Raw genomic sequence first — 20,070 nt, 5'->3', positions numbered from 1 at the left:
TCCTAGAATGGGGCGGTGGCCGACACCTCGCAAGTTTCACCCAGTCCACTGCTCTCCACGCCCGGCGCCGTGCCGCCACCCGACGAATCACCCGACACCGGAGTCGCGTGGCACTACGGAGACCCGTTCGCCGAACAGCGCGCCGCCGTCGAATCCGTCGCAGTGATCGATCGTTCCGCGCGGTTCGTCATCGCGATCGCCGGCGAGGAGCGGCTCACCTGGCTGCACACCATCTCCAGCCAGCACATCGCATCGCTCCCCGACGGAGCCAGTGCCGAAAACCTCAGCCTCGACATCAACGGCCGGATCGAGCACCACTTCGTGCAGACCGACCTCGGCGGCACAACCTGGATCGACACGGAGGCCGCGCGTGGGCCGGCGCTCCTGAGCTTCCTGAAAAAGATGGTGTTCTGGTCCAAGGCCGAGCCCCGCGATGGCAACGACATGGCGGTCTCGAGCCTGATCGGCCCGGCCGTCGACTCCCCCGAGATCCTTGCCGCGCTCGGACTGCCCGAACTCCCCGGCACGTACGCGGCGGTCCCACTGCCCGGCGGCGGGTTCCTGCGACGGATGCCGTGGCCCACATCCGACTCGTTCGACCTCGTGATACCCCGCGCCGCGCTCACTCAATGGTGGTCTGCGCTCACCGCGGCCGGCGCGCGGCCCGCGGGCTCGTGGGCGTTCGAGGCTCTGCGCGTCGCGGCCATCCGCCCGCGCATCGGTCTCGACACCGACGACCGCACCATCCCGCACGAGGCGAGGTGGATCGGCGGTCCCGCCGAGCACGGCGCCGTACACCTGGACAAGGGCTGCTACCGGGGACAGGAGACGGTGGCGCGCGTGCACAACCTCGGCAAACCACCGCGGCACCTAGTGCTGCTGCACCTCGACGGATCTGCCGAAGGGCGCCCCGAGGTGGGCGAGGACGTCACGGCGGGTGGGCGCACGGTGGGGCGCCTGGGCACGGTCGTCGATCACTACGAGTGGGGTCCGATCGCGCTGGCGCTGGTAAGGCGGACCGTCCCGGTGGACACGGCGCTGGTCGCCGGTCCCTGCGCCGCGTCGATCGACCCGGACTCGGTGCCGCACCACGACGAGGTGCAGGCGGGCCGCGCCGCCGTCGACCGCCTGCGCGGACGCGGGTGACGGGCCGGCTCGAGGCGGTGTGCGTGGTCTTCGCCGACCGGGACGCCCCGAGTAGACGGGCACCGCGGACCGCGATCGACAAGCGGCCCCTGAACGGCCCTGTGCGCGTCGACACCGCTGGGGTGACCGGAGACCACGTGTGCGACACCCAGTTCCACGGGGGCCGCGACAAGGCCGTGTACGCCTACTCGCAGGAGGAGTCCGACCGCTGGGCCGACGAACTCGGCCGTGTCCTGCCCGCTGGGTGGTTCGGTGAGAACCTGCGCGTATCCGGTGTCCCTGCCACCGACGCCGTGATCGGAACCCGCTGGCGGATCGGGACCGTCGAACTCGAGGTCACCGGCCCGCGCGTGCCGTGCGGCACCTTCGCGCACTGGGCCGGCGAACCGCGGTGGGTCAAGCGGTTCACCGAACGCGCCGACGTCGGGGCGTATCTGCGGGTGCTCACGCCGGGTCATCTCCGGGCCGGCGACGCCGTCGAGATCGTGTCGGCGCCCACCCACGGAGTCACCGTCCGCGACGTGTTCGTCGGCGACGATTCCACGCGCCTGGCAGCTCTGCTGGCCGCGCAGACCGACCTGGCGGACACGGTCGAGGCGCGGGTCCGCAAATCTCTCCATCAACTGGAAGCGCAGGTGTCGTAGGTGAGTGTCGAACTGGTGGAGGTCGTTCGCTCCGGATTCCGCGAGTGCGTGCACCGCGGGTCGCTCGTGGTGCTGGCGCCGGACGGCACGCCAACCTTCACGCTCGGCGAGGTGCACACCCCGATCTACCCGCGGTCGTCGAACAAGCCGCTACAGGCGGTCGCGTTGCTGCGCAGCGGCTTCGTCCCCGAGAGCGCCGAGCAGCTGGCGATCGCGTCGGCGTCCCACGACGGCGAGGCCGCGCACGTGGAGTTGGTGGAGGAGATCCTGGCCCACTGCGGACTCCTCGAGACGCAGCTGCTGTGTCCGCCGGATCTGCCTGCCAACGAGCTCGCCCGCGCCGAGGTCCTCGCCGCCGGCCGGCCGCCGCGGGCGGTCTTCATGAACTGCTCCGGCAAGCACGCCGCCATGCTCGCCGCGTGCGCCGCGAACGGCTGGCCGATGGACACCTATCTCGATCCCGCCCATCCACTGCAACGCGTGGTGATCGAGACCATCGCCGAACTCAGCGGCGAGCCGGAGACCGAACTCGGCATCGACGGCTGCGGCTTGCCGATCATCCCGGTGTCGCTGACGAACCTCGCCCGCGCATTCGGCCGGCTGGTGACCGCCTCGCCCGGGACCCCGGAACGCTCGGTGGCCGACGCTATCCGGCAGAGCCCGCATCTGGTGTCGGGCACCGGCCGCGACGACGCCCGGCTCATGCCCGCCGTGCCCGGACTGCTGTGCAAGGCCGGCGCCGACGGCGTCCACGCCGGCGCGCTGCCCGACGGGACGGCCTTCGCGTTCAAGATCGACGACGGGCACGACCGGGCTCGGCTGCCCCTGACCGCGGCACTGCTGCATCGCCTCGGCGTCGAGTGGTCCGAGGACCACGCGGCACTCGCATCGCAGCCGGTCCTCGGTGGCGGTGCCCGCGTGGGCACGATACGCGCCGTCCCGGGTGTGTTCTAACCAGCACACATCATGCATTACTGCTGTTCACTGGGGTGCTGAGACAAATCAGACACCTCGGTGAGCGCCGCATGGAGGCGGAAGCGACTTTTGCACGCTAGAGTGTGAGTCAGGAAAACATCAACACTCACGCGGGGCCGCCAAATTCCCCAGGCCGCCCCGCGAAAGCGCGAGGGGGTCAGCCATGGGCCGCGGCCGGGCTAAGGCAAAGCAGACCAAGGTTGCACGGGAGCTCAAGTACAGCTCACCGTCCACGGATTTCGACAGCCTGCAACGAGAGCTCTCGAACGGTGGTGCACCGAGCTCGCCCCGCAATGGCGGAGTGATCGCGGACAAGCGCACCGACGAGGATCCTCGCTCGCGCTGGGACGAGGACGACTACGACGACTGGCGTCGTTGACTGTCGTACTGACGTCACCTGAAAACCATGAAATGAGGGGGAGCCCGACGGCTCCCCCTCATTTGGTGGTTGTCGAATTCCTCCGCGCCCGTAGTACCTGAAAAGCGGCATCGTCCCCGGCCCCAAACGGGACCGGGGACGATGCCGACGGTAAGCCAGGTGTCAGAAGCGTGGGTGATCACCCAGGAGAATCGCGCGGGTCGCATCGGAATCTGATGCCTTCTTTACGCTGCCGAGCGTCCAGCAGTCGATGTGCCGTGCCGTGAGCACCGCGAGAGCGCGGTCGACGTCCTCGGGCGCGACGATCGCAACCATGCCGACGCCCATGTTGAACGTCTGCTCCATCTCGGCGCGCTCGACACGACCACGCTGCGCGATCATCGCGAATACCGGAGCCGGACTCCAGGTTCCGCGATCCAGCTCTGCCACGAGGCCCTTGGGCATGACGCGGGCGAGGTTGTTGGCCAAGCCGCCGCCGGTGACGTGGCAGAAGGTGCGCACATCGGTCTCGGCCGCGAGGGCCAGGCAGTCCTTGGCGTAGATCTTGGTGGGCTCGAGCAGCTCCTCGCCCAGCGTGCGGCCGAACTCCTCGACATGACCGGTCAGCGACATGCGATCGATCTCGAGCAGCACCTTGCGGGCCAGCGAGTACCCGTTGGAGTGCAGACCCGACGAGCCCATGCCGATCACGACATCGCCGGGTCGGACGCGGTCCGAGCCGAGCACCTGATCGGCTTCGACCACGCCGACGCCAGTCGCGGACAGGTCGTAGTCACCGTCGGCCATCAGGCCGGGGTGCTCGGCCGTCTCGCCGCCGAGCAACGCACAGCCGGCCAGGATGCAGCCGTCGGCGATGCCGGAGACCAGCTCCGCGACCCGCTCGGGAACTACCCGGCCGACCGCGATGTAGTCCTGCAGGAACAGCGGCTCGGCGCCGCACACCACCAAGTCGTCGACGACCATCGCAACGAGGTCGAGGCCGACGGTGTCGTGCTTGTCCATCGCCTGCGCGACAGCGATCTTGGTTCCGACGCCGTCGGTCGAGGCGGCAAGCAGAGGCTCCTTGTAGCCGCCCTTGAGGGAGAAGAGTCCGGCGAATCCGCCGAGACCACCCATGACCTCGGGGCGGCTGGCCTTCTTCGCCAGTGGAGCGAAGAGCTCTACTGCCCGATCGCCAGCGGCGATATCCACTCCGGCGGCGGCGTAAGAAACGCCCTGGGTGCGGGTACTGTGCTCGGTCATGGGGTTCTGGCTCCAGCCTTGATACTCGGTGAACGTCTCAACTGACGCAGTATCTCAGTGTTCACGCATGCGTCTGCACACGCGCAGTCACCTCGATTGCGTCCTTACGGTACCGGAGTTGCTCGGGTACCCGACTGCGTCCTGTCGACTACGGCCGCGAGAGGGCGTCTGCGTTGTCGTTCTCGTGCGTCATTGCCGCGCCCGCAGCGGACTCCAACAGCCCCTCCAGGACGTTCTTGCCCATCGACGCCTCGCTCGGCAATGCGATCGGGTAATGCCCGTCGAAGCACGCCGAACACAGCCGCGTCGAAGGCTGTTCGGTCGCGGCGACCATGCCGTCGATCGAGATGTAGCCGAGAGAGTCGGCGCCGATGGACCGGCGCACACCCTCGAGCATCTCGTCGAACGTGTCGGTCGTCGGGCCGCTGCCCTCGGCGCCGTTCGCGATGAGCTCGGCCGGAGAAGCGAAGTCGATGCCGTAGAAGCATGGCCACTTCACCGGCGGCGACGCGATCCGCACGTGGATCTCGAGCGCACCGGCCTCACGGAGCATCCGGATCAGCGCGCGCTGCGTGTTGCCGCGGACGATCGAGTCGTCGACGACCACCAGGCGCTTGCCGCGGATGACTTCCTTGAGCGGGTTGAGCTTGAGCCGGATACCCAGCTGGCGGATGGTCTGCGACGGTTGGATGAAGGTGCGGCCCACATACGCGTTCTTCATCAACCCCTGGCCGTACGGGATACCCGAGCCCTGCGCATAGCCGACCGCGGCAGGGGTACCGGACTCAGGCACCGGAATCACCAGGTCGCCGTCTGCGGGATGTTCCTTGGCCAGGCGCCGGCCGATCTCGACGCGGGTGGAATGCACCGAACGGCCGCCGATGACGCTGTCCGGCCGGGCCAGATACACGTACTCGAACACGCAGCCCTTGGGTTCCGGGTTCGCGAAGCGCGACGAACGGACGCCATCGGCATCGATCGCGAGCAGCTCACCGGGTTCGATGTCGCGGACGAACGACGCGCCGACGATGTCGAGCGCGGCGGTCTCGCTGGCGACCACCCAGCCGCGATCGAGGCGACCGAGGCACAGTGGGCGGATGCCGTGTGGATCACGCGCCGCGTACAGCGTGTGCTCATCCATGAACGTCAGGCAGAAGGCGCCGCGCAGCGTCGGGAGCAATTCCATCGCGGCCTGCTCGAGGGTGCGGTCGGCGGCCCCGTGCGCAAGCAGCGCGCCCACGACGTCCGAGTCCGAGGTCGCAGCACCGGGGCGCTTGTCGTTGATCAGTCGCGCCTCACGGGCCCGCTGCGCGAGCTCCGCAGTGTTGACCAGGTTGCCGTTGTGGCCCAGGGCGACTCCCGTGCCGGCCGCGGTGGTGCGGAAGATCGGCTGCGCGTTCTCCCACGTCGTGGAACCAGTGGTGGAGTAGCGGCAGTGACCGATGGCGACGTGCCCGGGCATGGCACCGAGCGTCTGCTCGTCAAACACCTGACTGACCAGACCCAGGTCCTTGAAGACCAGCACCTGCGCGCCGTCGGCGACGGCGATGCCCGCCGCTTCCTGACCGCGATGCTGCAGCGCGTAGAGGCCGTAGTACGTCAGCTTCGCAACGTCCTCACCCGGCGCCCAGACACCGAAGACGCCACACTCTTCGCGAGGTTCGTTCTCGTCCTCGTCTGGTGCGGTCGTAGCGAGAAGATTCTGACTGTTGACCGACAGTTCGGCACGAGTCACGGCAAGCGCTCCCTTAGGGGATTCGGTGCGGGGGGCGTGGCCCAGTCTACGTTCCGTACTCGAAGGCCCCAACGCTCGGTGCGCCGGATCAACGTCGATGCGACCCGCATCACAGGCGCAACAGCGGCAGCCAGTGTGCGATCTCACCCGCCCGGCTGCCCGAAGCGGTGAGCACCCCTCCCGTTGACGCCTCGTCGAATCCCAAGAGCCCGGTCGCGAGCAGCAGCCAGGTCCGGGGGTCGGTCTCGACCACATTCGGCGGAGTTCCGCGCGTGTGCCGCGGGCCCTCGATGCACTGCACCGCGACGAACGGCGGCACCCGCACCTCGACGCTGGACCCGGGCGCGACATCCTCGAGCGTGCGGGCGCTGAGCCGCACCGCGGCGGCCAGCTCGGCGCGGGCCGGCTTGGTAGCCTCCTCGCCCCGCAGCCACAGCCCCACGGCGAGCAGCGCGCTGCGGAGTTCGGCGGGGTCGACGGCGCGGCGGGCAGGCATGGGCGTCAATCTACTGAAGCGATCGCGGAGGCCCGAACAAGCCCGGTATCGGCGGGACTCACGCCCTCCTCACACGGGCGGTAGCGGGGTCTCGGCGACGCCCCGAACGACAGTGATCCGCCGAAGCGCCAGCGCGCCACCGACATTGATCACCAGGTGCAGCAACGCGGGGGCGAGGACGCTACCGCTCGCGCGGCGCAGCCCGTCGAACAGCAGCGACGAGGCCGCCGTCAGCGCGACCGTGCCCACCACCGGATCCCCCGCCACCCGAGCCGGGTGCACGTGCCACAGACCGAACACCGCAGCCCGGACCGCGGCGGCCGCCCCAGGCGGCCAAGCGCGCTCGGTCAGCGCGGTCAGCACACTGCGGAACAGCAGTTCCTCCGTGACTACGGTCCCGAACGGGATGTGTGCGGCGACCCACTCGGCGAAGTCGTGCCGCACCTCGGCGGTGAGGGCGAGCCTGTCGTGCAGCGCCGGCACCGCGAGCAGCACCGCGTATGCAGCGACCGGCACGCCAGCTGTCACACTCCCCCACCGCAAGCCCGAGCGAATGTTGCCCAGCCCCAGTTCGTTTCGGCTCAAACCAGCCGCCAGCGCCGTCCCGGTCGCACCGAGCGCGAGCAGTGTCCCTGCTGTCGCACGACCCCGCGGCGACAGCCCCATCGACGGCAGCAGCCCGTTGTTCCACGCCACCAGCGCCGCCGCCGCGAACAGCGCCGGTGGCCGTCTCACTTCTCCGGCCCGTCGTGCCCACTCAGCGATTCGAGCACTCCCCGAACCCGCTCGGTGTCCGCAGGCGTCCAGCCATCGGGGGTCGTGACTGCGACCCAGCCGTCGAGGATGACGGTGCCATAGTTGTGTCCGTGCCCGTCAGGTACGCCCGCCGCATTCGCGAGATCCGCGCTGACCTGCCAGAACGTGACGAACGGGAACCACTTCATCGACGGCAGTCGATCGAATCCGGGCGGCTCGGAGAGCCAGTCGGGGCGCGTGAAGGCGAGATCGGTGGACCACCACACCACCGGATCCGACGGATGCTGGATGTACAGCACGCGAGGATCGAGCCACGGACCCGGTGTACCGGGAATTGATCCGGCACCGTCCGCGAACCGCGCCACGAGTCCGTCCGCATATACCGGCAGCACCTCGGGGGTGCCCGGGTCACGGCGCTCGGTGAGCGCACTCCACAGCGGATTCGAGTTGGGCGGACCGACCCACAGCACACCGTCGACGGTGTCCCGAATGTCAGCGAGACCGTCGAAGGCTCCCTCACCTGCCTGCGTGCCGAGGCTCTCGCCGTAGACGTACAGCTTGGGTCGGGTGTTCTCGGGCTTGGTGAGCCACCGGTCGTGCACCGCACGGATCAGTGCGTTGCCGGCGACCGCGGCCCGGCCTCGGTCGGCGATGAACGAAATCCAGCTCGGCATGTACGAGTACTGGGCCGCGACGAGCGCGCTGTCCCCGTTCTCGACGAGTTCGATCGCCTGCGCGGCGGTGGGGTTGACCCAACCGGTGCCGGTGGTCGGAATGATGACGAGCGTCTTACGTTCGAAGGCCTTGGTCCGCTCGAGTTCGTCCAGCACGATGTCCATGCGCGCGGCCGTATCGTCGGCGGTCTCGAGACCCGCGTATACCCGGATGGGTTCTTTCGCCGGTGTGCCGTTCGCCGCGGTGAGCTCGTCGGCGTGGATGCCACCGGAGACGAAGTTGCGCCCCTCGAATCCGAGACTGTCCCACGGCGCCAGCGACATCGGGCTGCCGGAGCGCTCGGGCTGTGCCGGTTGCACGGCGCCCGCGCGAGTCTGGTTGTTCTGCAGGCTGAAGACCGAGTTGATCGCGGCATACGCGCCGCGCAGCAGAATGCCGTCGACGAGCATGAACACCAGCACCAGCACCACGGCCAGACCGGCGGCCGAAGCTGCGGGGCGTGGGATCTTGAGCCACTTGTTGAGCTGCCGGGCAACCCACCGGACGAGGTCGCGCAGGACCCGCCACAACGAGATCAGGGCGGCCGCGACCAGCAGACTCAAACCGCCGGTGCGAATGTAACCGGTGGTGGTGGTGCCTTCCGCGTTCATGAGCGCGGACAGTTCCCGCTGCCACCCGGCGGCGTAGACCAGCATGATCACGGCGGCCAGCGCCGAGGCCACCGGCACGAACACCTTGATCGCGAACATGACGCGGGCGGGAAGCGGCCACCAAGGGCGGCGGGCCAGTCCGAATTCGTAGACCAGCCAGCCGGCCGCGGTGCCGACGCCGTAACCGATCGCGGCGCTGATACCGCCGATGAGTCCCTGGAACAACCAGTCACGCGGCAGCAGCGAGGGTGTCAGGGACCAGCAGAAGAACAGTGATGCGAACGCAATGCCGGTGAAGTCGAGCTTCAGCAGGCTCCACGCCCAGACGACGAAGGGGTGGCGATCGTCGAACCGGGAGACGGCAGGAATCACCGGCTGCGGGTCCTCCCGCAGCTCAGTGACCGCCTCCCGTTCGACCCCCGAGTCCGTCACACATCATCCAAACAGTGCCGGCAAGGTCGATTCGGCCGTCTCGCGCAGCTTGGCCATCGTGACCGAGAACTGGCCCTGCACCTCGACGGAGTCGGAGCCCTCGTCGACGACACCGATCCGGACCCACGGCAGGCCTCGGGCGGAGCACATTCCGGTGAAGCGGGTCTCCTCGGTGCGCGGCACCGCAACCAGCACGCGACCGGCGGACTCGGAGAACAGCATCACGAACGGGTCCGCATCCTCCGGAAGCAGGATCCGGCAGCCGGTCTCGCCGGCCAGCGCGGCCTCGACGACGGCCTGCGCGAGGCCACCCTCGGACAGGTCGTGCGCAGCCGAGATCAGGCCGTCACGCGATCCGGCCAGCAGGATGTCGGCCAGCAGCTGCTCGCGCTCGAGGTCGACCTTCGGCGGCACGCCGCCGAGGTGGCCGTGTTCGACCTGCGCCCAGATGGAGCCGTCGAGCTCATCGCGAGTCTCCCCCAGGAGGATCAGCGTCTCGCCGGGCTCGAGGCCGACTCCGGTCGGGATGCGACGGTGCACGTCGTCGATCACACCCAGGACCGCGACTACCGGGGTCGGCAGGATCGCGGTCGCGCCGGTCTGGTTGTAGAAGCTGACGTTGCCGCCGGTGACGGGGATGCCGAGCTGCGCGCAGCCGTCCGCCAGACCGCGGACGGCCTGCTGGAACTGCCACATGACGCCCGGATCCTCAGGCGAACCGAAGTTGAGGCAGTTGGAAACGGCCTTCGGGGTCGCTCCGGTGACCGCAACGTTGCGGAACGCCTCGGCCAGCGCGAGCTGCGCGCCGGCGTACGGGTCGAGCATGGTGTAGCGGCCCGACGCGTCGGTGGCCAGCGCGATGCCACGTCCGGTCTCCTCGTCGATGCGGACCATGCCACCGTCGGCGTTCTCGGCGAGCACGGTGTTACCGCGCACGTAGCGGTCGTACTGCTCGGTGATCCACTTGCGGCTGCACAGCGCCGGCGACGCGATCATCTTCAGCAATGTCGCCTCGAGTTCGTCCGCGGTCGCGGGGCGCTCGAGCCCCGCGGTGGAGTTCGCGATCAGTGCGTCCTGCGTGTCGGGACGCTTGACGGGGCGCTCGTACACCGGGCCCTCGTGCGCGACAGTGCGCGGCGGGACGTCGACGACGGTTTCGCCGTGCCAGTCGATGACGAGGTGCTCACCATCGGTGACCTCACCGATGACAGTGGCGAGGACGTCCCACTTCTTGCAGACCTCCATGAACGCATCGACGTTCTCGGGAGTGACCACCGCGCACATGCGCTCCTGAGACTCACTGGAGAGCACCTCGGCAGCAGTCATGCCGGTGGCACGCATCGGGACCAGGTCGAGGTCGATGTGCATGCCGCCGTCACCGGCAGCTGCCAGCTCCGACGTGGCGCAGGACAGTCCGGCGCCGCCGAGGTCCTGGATACCGACGACCAGCTTGGCCTTGTACAGGTCGAGGCAGCACTCGATGAGCACCTTCTCGGTGAACGGGTCACCCACCTGGACGGCGGGGAGCTTCTTGGGGCGTCCGCCCGAGCTCTCGTCGAAGGTCTCCGATGCGAGCACGGACACGCCGCCGATGCCGTCGAGCCCAGTGCGGGCGCCGAACAGAATGATCTTGTTACCCGCGCCGGACGCGAACGCCAGGTGCAGGTCCTCGACGCGCATCGCGCCGGCGCACAGTGCGTTCACGAGCGGGTTGCCCTGGTAGGACGCGTCGAAGACGGTCTCACCGCCGATGTTGGGCAGGCCGAGGGAGTTGCCGTAGCCGCCGACGCCGCGCACGACACCGTCTACGACGCGACGGGTGTCGGCGTGATCCGCGGCGCCGAAGCGCAGCTGGTCCATGACCGCAATCGGACGCGCGCCCATCGCCATGATGTCGCGGACGATGCCGCCGACGCCGGTGGCCGCGCCCTGGTACGGCTCGATGTACGACGGGTGGTTGTGCGACTCGACCTTGAAGGTGACCGCCCAGCCGTCGCCGATGTCGACGACGCCCGCGTTCTCGCCGATGCCCGCGAGCATCGAGGCTTTCATCTCGTCGGTGGTGGTCTCGCCGAAGTACTTGAGGTGCACCTTCGAGGACTTGTAGGAGCAGTGCTCGCTCCACATCACCGAGTACATCGCGAGTTCGGCATCGGTGGGACGGCGGCCGAGAATCTCCTTGATGCGGGCGTACTCGTCGTCCTTGAGGCCCAGCTCCTTGAAGGGCTGGGCGACGTCGGGAGTCGCGGAAGCGTGCGTGACGGTATCTACCTGCGGAGACACGGGGCTTATGGTCCCTTCCCTCTGGGATCGAATCGGCAGGCCGGGCGGCGCGCTGCCAGGGCAAAGTCTAGCCGGGGTCACCGACACGCCACGCACCCGCCGCGCACCCGCGGATCGAGTCTCGTGGCGATCACCCCGGCCACAGCGCGACCGCCCCCGGAAGCGAGGCTTCCGGGGGCGGTCGAAGGCTTTGTACTAGCTACCGTTCTGCAGGATACGGCTGATCGTGTCGCCGAGGACGTCACTGATCGACCCGGTCGAGGACATCTGCCCGTCCGAGGAGCCGAGGCCTGCCCCGTCGAGACTGCCGTTGACCGACTCGCCGGCGTTCTTGGCGCGGACGGTGAAGCAGGCCGTCAGGTTCGAGAAGGTTTCCGCGACGCCGACGGTTCCGCCAGTCGAGATCCCGCGGCTCACCACCTGATCACCGACCGAAACGTTCCCGGGAACCTTGTAGGTGATCTCGAGCGTCACGGGATTGCCGGAGTTGACGAACCAGCCGGTGCTGGTGACCTTCCAGCCGATCCCGTCGACAACCGGAGTCACCGGCTCGGTGACCTGCCCCAGCGGCAGGTGGTAAGCCGTCACCTGCGCCCGAACCGGCGCGCCGAAGCCGACCGGCGGGATATCGGTGATCCGATCGACGTAGGGGTTACCGATCCCGGTGGTGCCCACCACGATCTTGTAGGTGACCTCGGTGTCCGCCGCAGCCTGCTCGGTCATCACAGTCTTGCTGTAGGTGTGCGTCACACCCCAGGTGGAAATATCGTTCTTGGTCGTGTTCGACGACGGCGAGCAGGTCGGGGCAGCCCCGGCGACACCCGAGCCGAGGCCGACGGTGACACCGGTGGCGACTAGGGCGGCAGCGGCGGTTGCCGCCGCAAAGCGGCGCATCGAGATACGGGACATGTAGATCTCCGTTCAGTACGAAAGATTGCAACTACTGTGTGCCGGAACTCCCCGAGGCCCGCACATGGGCAGCACCCGCATCGCAGAGACGACACGAGGACAGCCGAGTCCTTTCTACTGGACCTTCGTCCAACTTCGCAGGAGAACGGGAAAAATCGCCCCTACCGTGCAGGAGTGAGGAATGCTGCCAGTGCGTCCGCGTACATCCGGATGTCATCGACACCCATCAGTTCACGCGAGGAGTGCATCGCCAGCTGCGGCGCACCGACATCGACAGTGGACAGGCCGGTCCGCGACGCGGTGATGGGACCGATCGTCGAGCCACACGGCAAGTCCGCTCGATGTACGTACCGCTGCAGCGGTACCCTCGCTCGGTCGCACGCCAACGCGAACTCGGCGGAGCCGCGAGCATCGGACGCGTAGCGCAGGTTCTGGTTCACCTTCAACACCGGTCCGCCGTTGACCGCAATCCGGTGAGCAGGCTCGTGCCGGTCCGGATAGTTCGGGTGCGTCGCGTGCGCCATGTCGCCGGACGCACACACCGAGCCGGACATCGCACGCAGGAAATCCTCACGCCCACCGCCGCGCAGCAGCACGATTCGCTCGAGCACGGAGTTCAGCAGGTCCGAGAACGCACCCCGATCAGACATGCTGCCCACCTCTTCGTGATCGAACAGCGCGAGCACGGGGGTGCACCGGCCCGGCTCGTCGACGGCCGCGAGCAACGCCCGCATCCCCGCATAGCAGGTGCCCTGATTGTCCAGCCGGGGCGCACTGATCAGGGACGCGTCCCCACCGACCACCACACTGGGTGCGAGGTCGTGCGTCATCAGCTCCCACCCCAGCACCGACTCCGGCGAGACCCCGGCCTCGGCAGCGAGGAAGCCGATGAAGGACCGCGGCTCCGTGCCCGTCCCCCACACCGCGTTCACGTGCCGCTGCGGGTCCAGCTGAATGCCCTTGCGGTCCTCGGACAGGTGAATCGCCAGCTGCGGCACCCGCAGGATCGGCCGGTCGACCCGGATCAACACGTCCTCGACAGTGTCGCCCGCCCGGACGCTGAGCCGACCGGACACCCCGAGGTCGCGGTCCAGCCACGAATTGAGCAGCGCACCGCCGTAGGGCTCGAGGCCCACCAGCTGCCATCCGGCCGACAACAGGTCCGGGTGCTGCTTGACCCGCAGGTTCGGGCTGTCCGTGTGCCCGCCGACGATCCGGAACGGCTGCGAAGCAACAGCCGCACCGGATTCCCGCACGCCCTCTGTGCTCCATGCGATCAGCGATCCACCACGAATCAGGTAGTACCGACCGGGCGCCGAGGGCCAGGCCTCGGTCTCCCGTAGTGCGGTGAATCCGTGCTCGGTGAGCGCGGCCGCGACCGTCGTGCACACGTGAAACGGCGACGGCGACGCGTCAACGAACGAACACAATCCGGGGGCGTCGGCCTGCGTCATCAATGGCATACCGACAATCATGCAATACCGGTATCAGTGCGCTCGGGATACCCAGATCAGTGCGCTCGGGATACCTATCAGTGCGCACCGGATACACAGAACTGGTTGCCCTGCGGGTCGGCGAACACCACCCAGCGGAAGCCGTCCATGTTCTCCCGGCGTACCTCGACGGCGCCCGCCGCAAGCACCCGGTCGACCTCCGCGTCCAAGTCGAGAGAACCCAAATCCATGTGGAGGCGGTTCTTGCCGGCCGCCGGATCATCGACCTTCTGGAATCCCAGCTTCTGCCCCCAGCCCGGAATCCCGACCATGTAGAACCAGCCGTCGTTCTCCGTCTCGATCGTGCCGCCCGTGAGGTCTGCCCACCAGCGCGCAAGCGGCCCGGGGTCCGTCGAATCGAACGTGATCATGCCCAGTGTCAATGTCATGCTCGGACGCTAGCGCGTGGGACCGACATTCGCCTGTCCGAATCAGACGCTAGATTGACCACGCCCAGATCGACTGCGGTCGCACGTGCGGCCGCGCCGCACGAACCGGAGTCCCGATGCCCGACGCTCCCCTCCCCCAGTCTCAGCCGGTGGCCACACCGCTGTCCCCGGCCGCGATCTTCCTCGTCGCCACCATCGCACCCGGAGGGGAGACGACGGTCCGAACCCTGCTCACCGACGTCACCGGGCTGGGCCGCGCAGTGGGCCTGCGGGTTCCCGGATCCAACCTCGAACTCGTGGTCGCGATCGGATCGACCGCCTGGGACCGGCTGTTCACGGGCCCGCGGCCGGCGCAGCTGCACGAGTTCGTCGAACTGCGCGGCGACAAGCACCTCGCGCCCGCCACCCCGGGCGACCTGCTGTTCCACATCCGGGCGCAAACACCGGATGCGTGCTTCGAGCTCGCCCACCAGATCGTCAAACGTCTCGACGGTGCAGCCACCGTGGTCGACGAGGTGCACGGCTTCCAGTACTTCGAGAACCGTGACCTCATCGGATTCGTGGACGGCACCGAGAACCCGAGTGGACAGCAGGCGGTCGCGGCGGTGACCGTCGGCGCGGAGGATGCGCGATTCGCCGGCGGCTCGTACGTGCACATCCAGCGCTACGTACACACAATGGCCGACTGGGAGGCACTGCCCGTCACCGAGCAGGAGCGAGTGATCGGCCGCAGCAAGCACGACGACATCGAGATGACCGCCGATGTCAAGCCCGCCAACTCACACGTCGCGCTCAACGCCATCAAGGACGAGGACGGCAACGCACTCGAGATCCTGCGCGCCAACATGCCGTACGGCCGGGTCGGCGACGAGATGGGCACATTCTTCATCGGCTACTGCCGGAAGCCCGCTATCACCGAGCAGATGCTCGAGAACATGTTCCTCGGCAACCCGCGTGGCAATTACGATCGGCTGCTCGACTTCTCGGTCGCCGTCACCGGTTCGCTGTTCTTCGCCCCCACCGAGGACTTCCTCGACGCACTGCCGCCGGCCCCGGCGATCTGACGCGGAGGGGTTGCCGCCGCCCGAACCATTCAGACGAAGGGACCCTTCGGTCGCTCGCAGCGACCGAAGGGTCCGTTCAGGTCTCGAAAAGCCGGTGGCTCAGGCCGTCAGCACGCTCTCGAGCGCGGAGTAGAACATGCCGAGTCCATCGTCGCTCGGGCCGGTGAGCGCCTCGGTGGCATGCTCGGGGTGCGGCATGAGACCCACGACGCGGCCGTTGGCCGAGGCGATGCCGGCGATGCCACGCTGCGAGCCGTTCGGATTCTCGCCGGCGTAGCGGAACACCACGCGGCCCTCACCCTCGAGCTCGTCGAGCACCCGCTCGGAGGCCTGGTAGCGGCCCTCACCCGACTTGAGTGGAACGAGGATCTCGGCACCCACCTCGTAGCGAGACGACCATGCCGTCGAGTTGGACTCGACCTTCAGCCACTGGTCGCGGCATACGAAGTGCAGACCCGCGTTGCGGGTCAGCGCGCCCGGCAACAGACCCGCCTCGCACAGCACCTGGAAGCCATTGCAGATGCCGAGGACCGGCATGCCGCCGTCGGCAGCCTTGACGACCTCGCCCATCACCGGCGCGAAGCGTGCGATGGCACCACAGCGCAGGTAGTCGCCGTACGAGAAACCACCGGGCACGATGACCGCGTCCACGCCCTTGAGGTCGGCGTCGCCGTGCCACAGGCTGACGGCCTCGCCGCCGGCCAGGCGGACAGCGCGGGCAGCGTCGACGTCGTCGAGCGTGCCCGGGAACGTGATGACTCCGATACGCGCGCCGGTCTTACCGGTCGTCGCTGCGCTCATGTTCACTGGACTCGCGTGACCTTCCAGTCCTCGATCACCGTGTTCGCCAGCAGCGACTCGGCGATCGTCGCGAGCTCGTCGTCGCTGACGGTGTCGTCGACCTCGAGTTCGAATCGCTTACCCTGCCGAACATCCGACACACCGGCATGACCGAGTCGAGACAGGGCCCCGACAATGGCCTGCCCCTGAGGGTCGAGAATTTCGGCCTTGGGCATGACATCGACAACGACACGGGCCACGTGCTGCTCCTCGCTATGGCTGGGTTCCGCCCGGGATCTCACCGGGCATCCAGGAGTTTACCGTTGAGGCAAACCGCGCTCCGCATCGAGTGATCGTCCGACGCCACTCCCACTGCCGGATGTGATCCCGCATACTCGTCTCATGCGACTGACGCACTTCGGCCACTCCTGTGTCCTCGTTGAACTCGATGGCGCGAAAATCCTGTTCGACCCGGGCAACTTCTCGCACGGATTCGAGGGGATCACGGGCCTCGACGCCATCCTGATCACCCACCAGCACCCCGACCATGCCGACCCGGCACGGCTCCCCGCGCTGGTCGACGCGAACCCCGGCGCGGGCTTGTACGCCGACCCACAGACGACGGCGATGCTGGGCGATGCGTGGACGGCGGTGTACCCGGGCGACGTCTTCAACGTCGGCGAGGTCCAGGTGACCGGCACCGGTGGCACGCACGCGGTGATCCATCCGGAGATCCCGCTGATCGACAACACCGCGTACCTGCTCGGCGATGCCGAGAACCCGGCCAAGCTGATGCACCCGGGTGACTCGCTTTTCGTCCCGGAGCAGAAAGTGGACGTGCTGGCGATCCCCGCGGCGGCCCCGTGGCTGAAGATCTCCGAGTCGGTCGACTACCTGCGCGCGGTGCATCCGAGGGTCGCGGTCCCGATCCACCAGGGCATCGTCGCAAAGGAGGCCCGGGGCATCTACTACGGGCGTCTCACCGAAATGGGACCGGGCGGAACGGAATTCCGCGTTCTCCCGGAAGAGTCGAGCGTCGAGGTTTCCTGAGCGGCCGCTGGGTCAAGCCACCTCGCGTACCCCGTCCTGCAACGGCCAGCGGTAGACCGTCGGCCGAGCGCCGTGGTGCAGTGCGAGATCGACGGCGTCGAGTACGGCCTGACGCGGTCCGGGCTTGCCAAGTTGCTTCGCGGAGATCGCGAGCCGGACGAGGCGTCCGCGCCGAGCGCCGCGGGAAGCGCCGAGAACCATCGCGCGGCACCGCCACGGCTCGGCGCGGAAGCCATCACCGACACCGATGACGTGGCTGCGCACGGTGGCCCCGTCGGCGAGATCGCGGACCGCGGTCATGCCGGCGAGTAGCCGGAATCCGACACTCGGCAGCACAGTGACGGCGCCCGGCGAGGCGATCCAGCGCGGCGGTGCGAACAGCCGAGTCCGCAACCCCACCTCCTCGAGCACGCGGTCCGCAGCGAGCAGGCGCAGCCGCGCCTCGTGCTCGGGCAGTGCCGCGAACTCGGCCCGGCGATGCTTGGTGGCGGCCTGGTCGTAGCCGTGCAGAACGATCGCGTCGCCGCGATCGCGCCGGTCCCGCAACCAGTCCTGTGTGACGGCGTCGGAGACCAGCCGGTACTTGTCCTTGAGCCGGGGCGCCACGAGCAGCGACAGCGGGACGGACCGGCAGTCCATCTCGGTGGCGAAGTCAGCAACCACCTGGGCGGTCTCGTCCCTGATTCCCGACACCGACACGATCAACTGTCCGGTCATGATTCCGAGGATGCCAGCCGCAGGTGAACAGGCGCTTACGCGCCCGTGCGCCTTTTTGGTCGTTCTGGCTACCAAAAAGGCGCACGGGCGTCGAAGCCGCCTACCGGGGCAGGACGGCCTCGATGGCTGCGATCACCTCGGGTGCGTCGGGCTCGGTGCGAGGACGGAACCGGTTCACGACGGTGCCGTCCGGGGCGATCAGGAACTTCTCGAAGTTCCACTGGATGTCGCCGGCCTCGCCGTCGGCGTCCGCGGTCTTGGTGAGCTCGGCGTACAGCGGGTGCCTGTTCTCACCATTGACCTCGACCTTCTCCATCAGCGGGAACGTGACGCCGTACGTGGTGGAGCAGAAAGTCTCGATCTCCTCGGGCGTGCCCGGCTCCTGGCCCATGAACTGGTTGCACGGGATGCCGATCACGGTGAGGCCGCGCTCGGAGTACTCGGTGGCCAGCTTCTCGAGGGCGGTGTACTGCGGAGTCAGTCCGCATTTGGAGGCCACGTTCACCAGGAGGACGGCGCGGCCCCCGTACTCACCGAGCGAGGTCGGCACACCGCCGAGGGTGTTGATACCGATGTTCTGCAGTGGGGTCGTCATGGTGTCCAACCTAGCGAAGGTGACCTGTGTGCGCTCCATCCACGCGCGGGTCCCGTCCACCGGGAAAGGCATCCGTCTCATGAACATCATGCGCTTGCCAGTTCCCGCTCGGCGGAGGCCGGTAGTGCCGTTGGGCGCACCGGCCCCTCCACCGGCTGTTGCGGCGGCTCGGCAGGCACGTCGTGGTCGTCGACCATACTGCCCTCGTCGAACGGCAGTTCACCTGCGAGCACTGCACGGACGCGCTCGGTGTCGACGGACTTGGTCCACGTCCCGACCAACAGCGTGGCGACGGCGTTTCCGGAGAAGTTGGTGACCGCACGAGCCTCGGACATGAATCGGTCGATACCGACGATCAGTCCGACGCCGTCGAGCAGTTCGGGCCGGTGGCTCTGCAGGCCGCCCGCCAGGGTGGCGAGACCGGCACCGCTGACACCCGCCGCACCCTTCGACGCGATGATCATGAAGACCAACAGCGACAACTGCTCGGGAAGTGCCAGCGGTTGCCCCATCGCGTCGGCGATGAAGATCGACGCCATGGTCAGGTAGATCGCGGTGCCGTCGAGGTTGAACGAGTAGCCGGTGGGCACGACGACGCCGACAGTGGTGCGCTCGACACCGACGTGCTCCATCTTCGCGATGAGGCGCGGCAGGGCCGACTCCGACGATGACGTCGCGAAGATCAGCAGGTACTCCCGTGCGAGGTAGCGCACGAGCTTGAAGATCGACACCCCGGCAACGACCCGCAGTATGCTGCCGAGCACGCCGAACACGAAGATCAGGCACGTCAGGTAGAAGCCGAGCATGAGGGCGCCGAGCTGCACCACGGCCCCGAGGCCGGTCTGACCCACGACGTTCGCGATGGCGCCGAATGCACCGATGGGCGCGAGCCACAGGATCATCGACAGCACCTTGAACACGAGCTTCTGCACGTACCCGATGCCACGCAGCACCGGCTCGCCCTGGCGGCCCATGGCCTGCAGTCCGAATCCGACCAGCAGCGCGACGAAGAGGGTCTGCAGCACGCTGCCCTCGGTGAGCGACGAGAGCATCGAGGTAGGAATGATCGACCCGATGAAGTCCATGGTGCCGCCGGCCGCATGTGCCTTCTCGGCTAGGGCCGCGCCGGTGCTCGCGGTGTCTGCGGTGATATCGAGCCCGCTACCGGGGTTGAGCAGGTTGCCGACGACCAGCCCGATTCCGAGCGCAGCGGTGGACATGCCGATGAAGTACGCAAGGGCGAGCCCGCCGACCTTACCGACGCTGGCGGCCGCCCGCACCGATCCGATTCCGAGGACGATGGTGCAGAAGATCACCGGGCTGATCATCATCTTGATCAGATCCACGAACATCGTGCCGAGCACGCCGAGGGACTTGCCCGCCTCGGGGGCCAGCCAGCCGACTAGGACTCCGGCGACCACGGCGATGATGACGCCGACGTACAGCCAATGTGTGCGGTCGCGGGTCTTCTTCTTGTCCGCCGGTTGCGGCGTCAGTTGCGCGGCGCCCGGCTTCCCTGTTGCACTCGTGCTCATGAGGTGTCCTCTTGATCGGGTGGTTTCTCGAGGAGCCGAAGCAGGTGATCTTCGAGTGATCGGGGTCACCTTGGGCTCGTCAGTGAATGCTGGTCCCGATCGACGGGCCGGTGAAGTTTGTGTTC

20 protein-coding genes are annotated in these 20,070 nt (G+C 68.0%); 6 read left to right on the top strand and 14 right to left on the bottom strand.

All coding sequences use genetic code 11. The features are described 5' to 3' along the window. The first annotated feature begins 15 nt into the window (after window positions 1–15). The 4 genes from ERC79_RS15915 (at window position 16) to ERC79_RS15900 (ending at window position 3,144) form a co-directional block, all read left to right on the top strand. Window positions 16–1,146, top strand: a complete 1,131-nt coding sequence (locus tag ERC79_RS15915) for a folate-binding protein YgfZ (protein ID WP_131579425.1) — start codon at window positions 16–18, stop codon at window positions 1,144–1,146. Then, window positions 1,143–1,790, top strand: coding sequence for an MOSC domain-containing protein (locus tag ERC79_RS15910; RefSeq protein WP_131579424.1), 648 nt, complete (start codon window positions 1,143–1,145; stop codon window positions 1,788–1,790). The genes ERC79_RS15915 and ERC79_RS15910 overlap by 4 nt, the downstream gene beginning before the upstream one ends. Further along, on the top strand, window positions 1,791–2,744 hold the full coding sequence (locus ERC79_RS15905; protein WP_131579423.1) for an asparaginase: 954 nt from the start codon (window positions 1,791–1,793) through the stop codon (window positions 2,742–2,744). Between the two features lie 184 nt (window positions 2,745–2,928). Beyond that, window positions 2,929–3,144 (top strand): DUF3073 domain-containing protein, encoded by a 216-nt coding sequence (locus ERC79_RS15900; RefSeq protein ID WP_131579422.1) that lies wholly within the window; start codon window positions 2,929–2,931, stop codon window positions 3,142–3,144. A gap of 162 nt (window positions 3,145–3,306) precedes the next feature. Here ERC79_RS15900 and purM read toward each other — a convergent pair whose 3' ends face one another. The 9 genes from purM to ERC79_RS15855 form a co-directional block, all read right to left on the bottom strand. Continuing rightward, on the bottom strand, window positions 3,307–4,386 hold the full coding sequence (gene purM, locus ERC79_RS15895; protein ID WP_131579421.1) for a phosphoribosylformylglycinamidine cyclo-ligase: 1,080 nt from the start codon (window positions 4,384–4,386) through the stop codon (window positions 3,307–3,309). A 148-nt stretch (window positions 4,387–4,534) separates the two neighbouring features. After that, window positions 4,535–6,121: an amidophosphoribosyltransferase gene (purF, locus tag ERC79_RS15890; protein ID WP_131579420.1), complete on the bottom strand. Its 1,587-nt coding sequence runs from the start codon at window positions 6,119–6,121 to the stop codon at window positions 4,535–4,537. Window positions 6,122–6,230: 109 nt separating this feature from the next. Next, on the bottom strand, window positions 6,231–6,617 hold the full coding sequence (locus tag ERC79_RS15885; protein WP_131579419.1) for a sterol carrier family protein: 387 nt from the start codon (window positions 6,615–6,617) through the stop codon (window positions 6,231–6,233). Window positions 6,618–6,686: 69 nt separating this feature from the next. Further along, window positions 6,687–7,352: a CPBP family intramembrane glutamic endopeptidase gene (locus tag ERC79_RS15880; protein ID WP_242676593.1), complete on the bottom strand. Its 666-nt coding sequence runs from the start codon at window positions 7,350–7,352 to the stop codon at window positions 6,687–6,689. Continuing rightward, window positions 7,349–9,067 carry an alpha/beta hydrolase gene (locus ERC79_RS15875; protein WP_242676896.1) on the bottom strand — a complete coding sequence of 573 codons (1,719 nt, stop codon included), beginning with the start codon at window positions 9,065–9,067 and terminating at the stop codon, window positions 7,349–7,351. The genes ERC79_RS15880 and ERC79_RS15875 overlap by 4 nt, the downstream gene beginning before the upstream one ends. A gap of 66 nt (window positions 9,068–9,133) precedes the next feature. Beyond that, window positions 9,134–11,413: a phosphoribosylformylglycinamidine synthase subunit PurL gene (gene purL, locus ERC79_RS15870; RefSeq protein ID WP_131579417.1), complete on the bottom strand. Its 2,280-nt coding sequence runs from the start codon at window positions 11,411–11,413 to the stop codon at window positions 9,134–9,136. Between the two features lie 195 nt (window positions 11,414–11,608). Further along, a complete protein-coding gene (locus ERC79_RS15865; RefSeq protein WP_131579416.1) occupies window positions 11,609–12,322 on the bottom strand; it encodes a hypothetical protein in 714 nt (237 codons plus the stop codon). 161 nt (window positions 12,323–12,483) lie between these two features. Then, window positions 12,484–13,785, bottom strand: coding sequence for a M18 family aminopeptidase (locus ERC79_RS15860; RefSeq protein WP_165497145.1), 1,302 nt, complete (start codon window positions 13,783–13,785; stop codon window positions 12,484–12,486). A gap of 68 nt (window positions 13,786–13,853) precedes the next feature. Further along, the gene (locus ERC79_RS15855) at window positions 13,854–14,204 is read right to left on the bottom strand and encodes a VOC family protein (protein ID WP_131579414.1); all 351 of its coding nucleotides are present in this window, start codon (window positions 14,202–14,204) and stop codon (window positions 13,854–13,856) included. Between the two features lie 116 nt (window positions 14,205–14,320). Here ERC79_RS15855 and ERC79_RS15850 point away from each other — a divergent pair, with 116 nt between their 5' ends. Then, window positions 14,321–15,268 (top strand): Dyp-type peroxidase, encoded by a 948-nt coding sequence (locus ERC79_RS15850; protein WP_131579413.1) that lies wholly within the window; start codon window positions 14,321–14,323, stop codon window positions 15,266–15,268. 99 nt (window positions 15,269–15,367) lie between these two features. Here the strand turns inward: ERC79_RS15850 and purQ are convergent, their stop codons facing one another. Both purQ and purS read right to left on the bottom strand, forming a co-directional pair. Continuing rightward, window positions 15,368–16,069 carry a phosphoribosylformylglycinamidine synthase subunit PurQ gene (purQ, locus tag ERC79_RS15845; RefSeq protein WP_131579412.1) on the bottom strand — a complete coding sequence of 234 codons (702 nt, stop codon included), beginning with the start codon at window positions 16,067–16,069 and terminating at the stop codon, window positions 15,368–15,370. Window positions 16,070–16,071: 2 nt separating this feature from the next. Further along, window positions 16,072–16,308 (bottom strand): phosphoribosylformylglycinamidine synthase subunit PurS, encoded by a 237-nt coding sequence (purS, locus tag ERC79_RS15840; RefSeq protein ID WP_013414946.1) that lies wholly within the window; start codon window positions 16,306–16,308, stop codon window positions 16,072–16,074. A gap of 142 nt (window positions 16,309–16,450) precedes the next feature. On the opposite strand from purS, the gene ERC79_RS15835 reads away from it, so the two are divergent. After that, window positions 16,451–17,098 (top strand): MBL fold metallo-hydrolase, encoded by a 648-nt coding sequence (locus tag ERC79_RS15835; protein ID WP_131579411.1) that lies wholly within the window; start codon window positions 16,451–16,453, stop codon window positions 17,096–17,098. Window positions 17,099–17,110: 12 nt separating this feature from the next. Here ERC79_RS15835 and ERC79_RS15830 read toward each other — a convergent pair whose 3' ends face one another. The 3 genes from ERC79_RS15830 to ERC79_RS15820 form a co-directional block, all read right to left on the bottom strand. Further along, window positions 17,111–17,815 (bottom strand): DUF2334 domain-containing protein, encoded by a 705-nt coding sequence (locus ERC79_RS15830; protein ID WP_131579410.1) that lies wholly within the window; start codon window positions 17,813–17,815, stop codon window positions 17,111–17,113. A gap of 100 nt (window positions 17,816–17,915) precedes the next feature. Further along, complete coding sequence (locus ERC79_RS15825) at window positions 17,916–18,410, bottom strand: glutathione peroxidase (protein ID WP_131579409.1); 495 nt, start codon at window positions 18,408–18,410, stop codon at window positions 17,916–17,918. 86 nt (window positions 18,411–18,496) lie between these two features. Further along, window positions 18,497–19,945: a cation:dicarboxylase symporter family transporter gene (locus tag ERC79_RS15820; protein ID WP_131579408.1), complete on the bottom strand. Its 1,449-nt coding sequence runs from the start codon at window positions 19,943–19,945 to the stop codon at window positions 18,497–18,499. Window positions 19,946–20,070: the final 125 nt, after the last annotated feature.

It is taken from the genome of Rhodococcus sp. ABRD24 (genome assembly GCF_004328705.1).
In the GTDB taxonomy this organism is placed as follows: Bacteria; Actinomycetota; Actinomycetes; order Mycobacteriales; family Mycobacteriaceae; genus Prescottella.
This window is presented reverse-complemented; position numbering and strand designations above follow the sequence as displayed.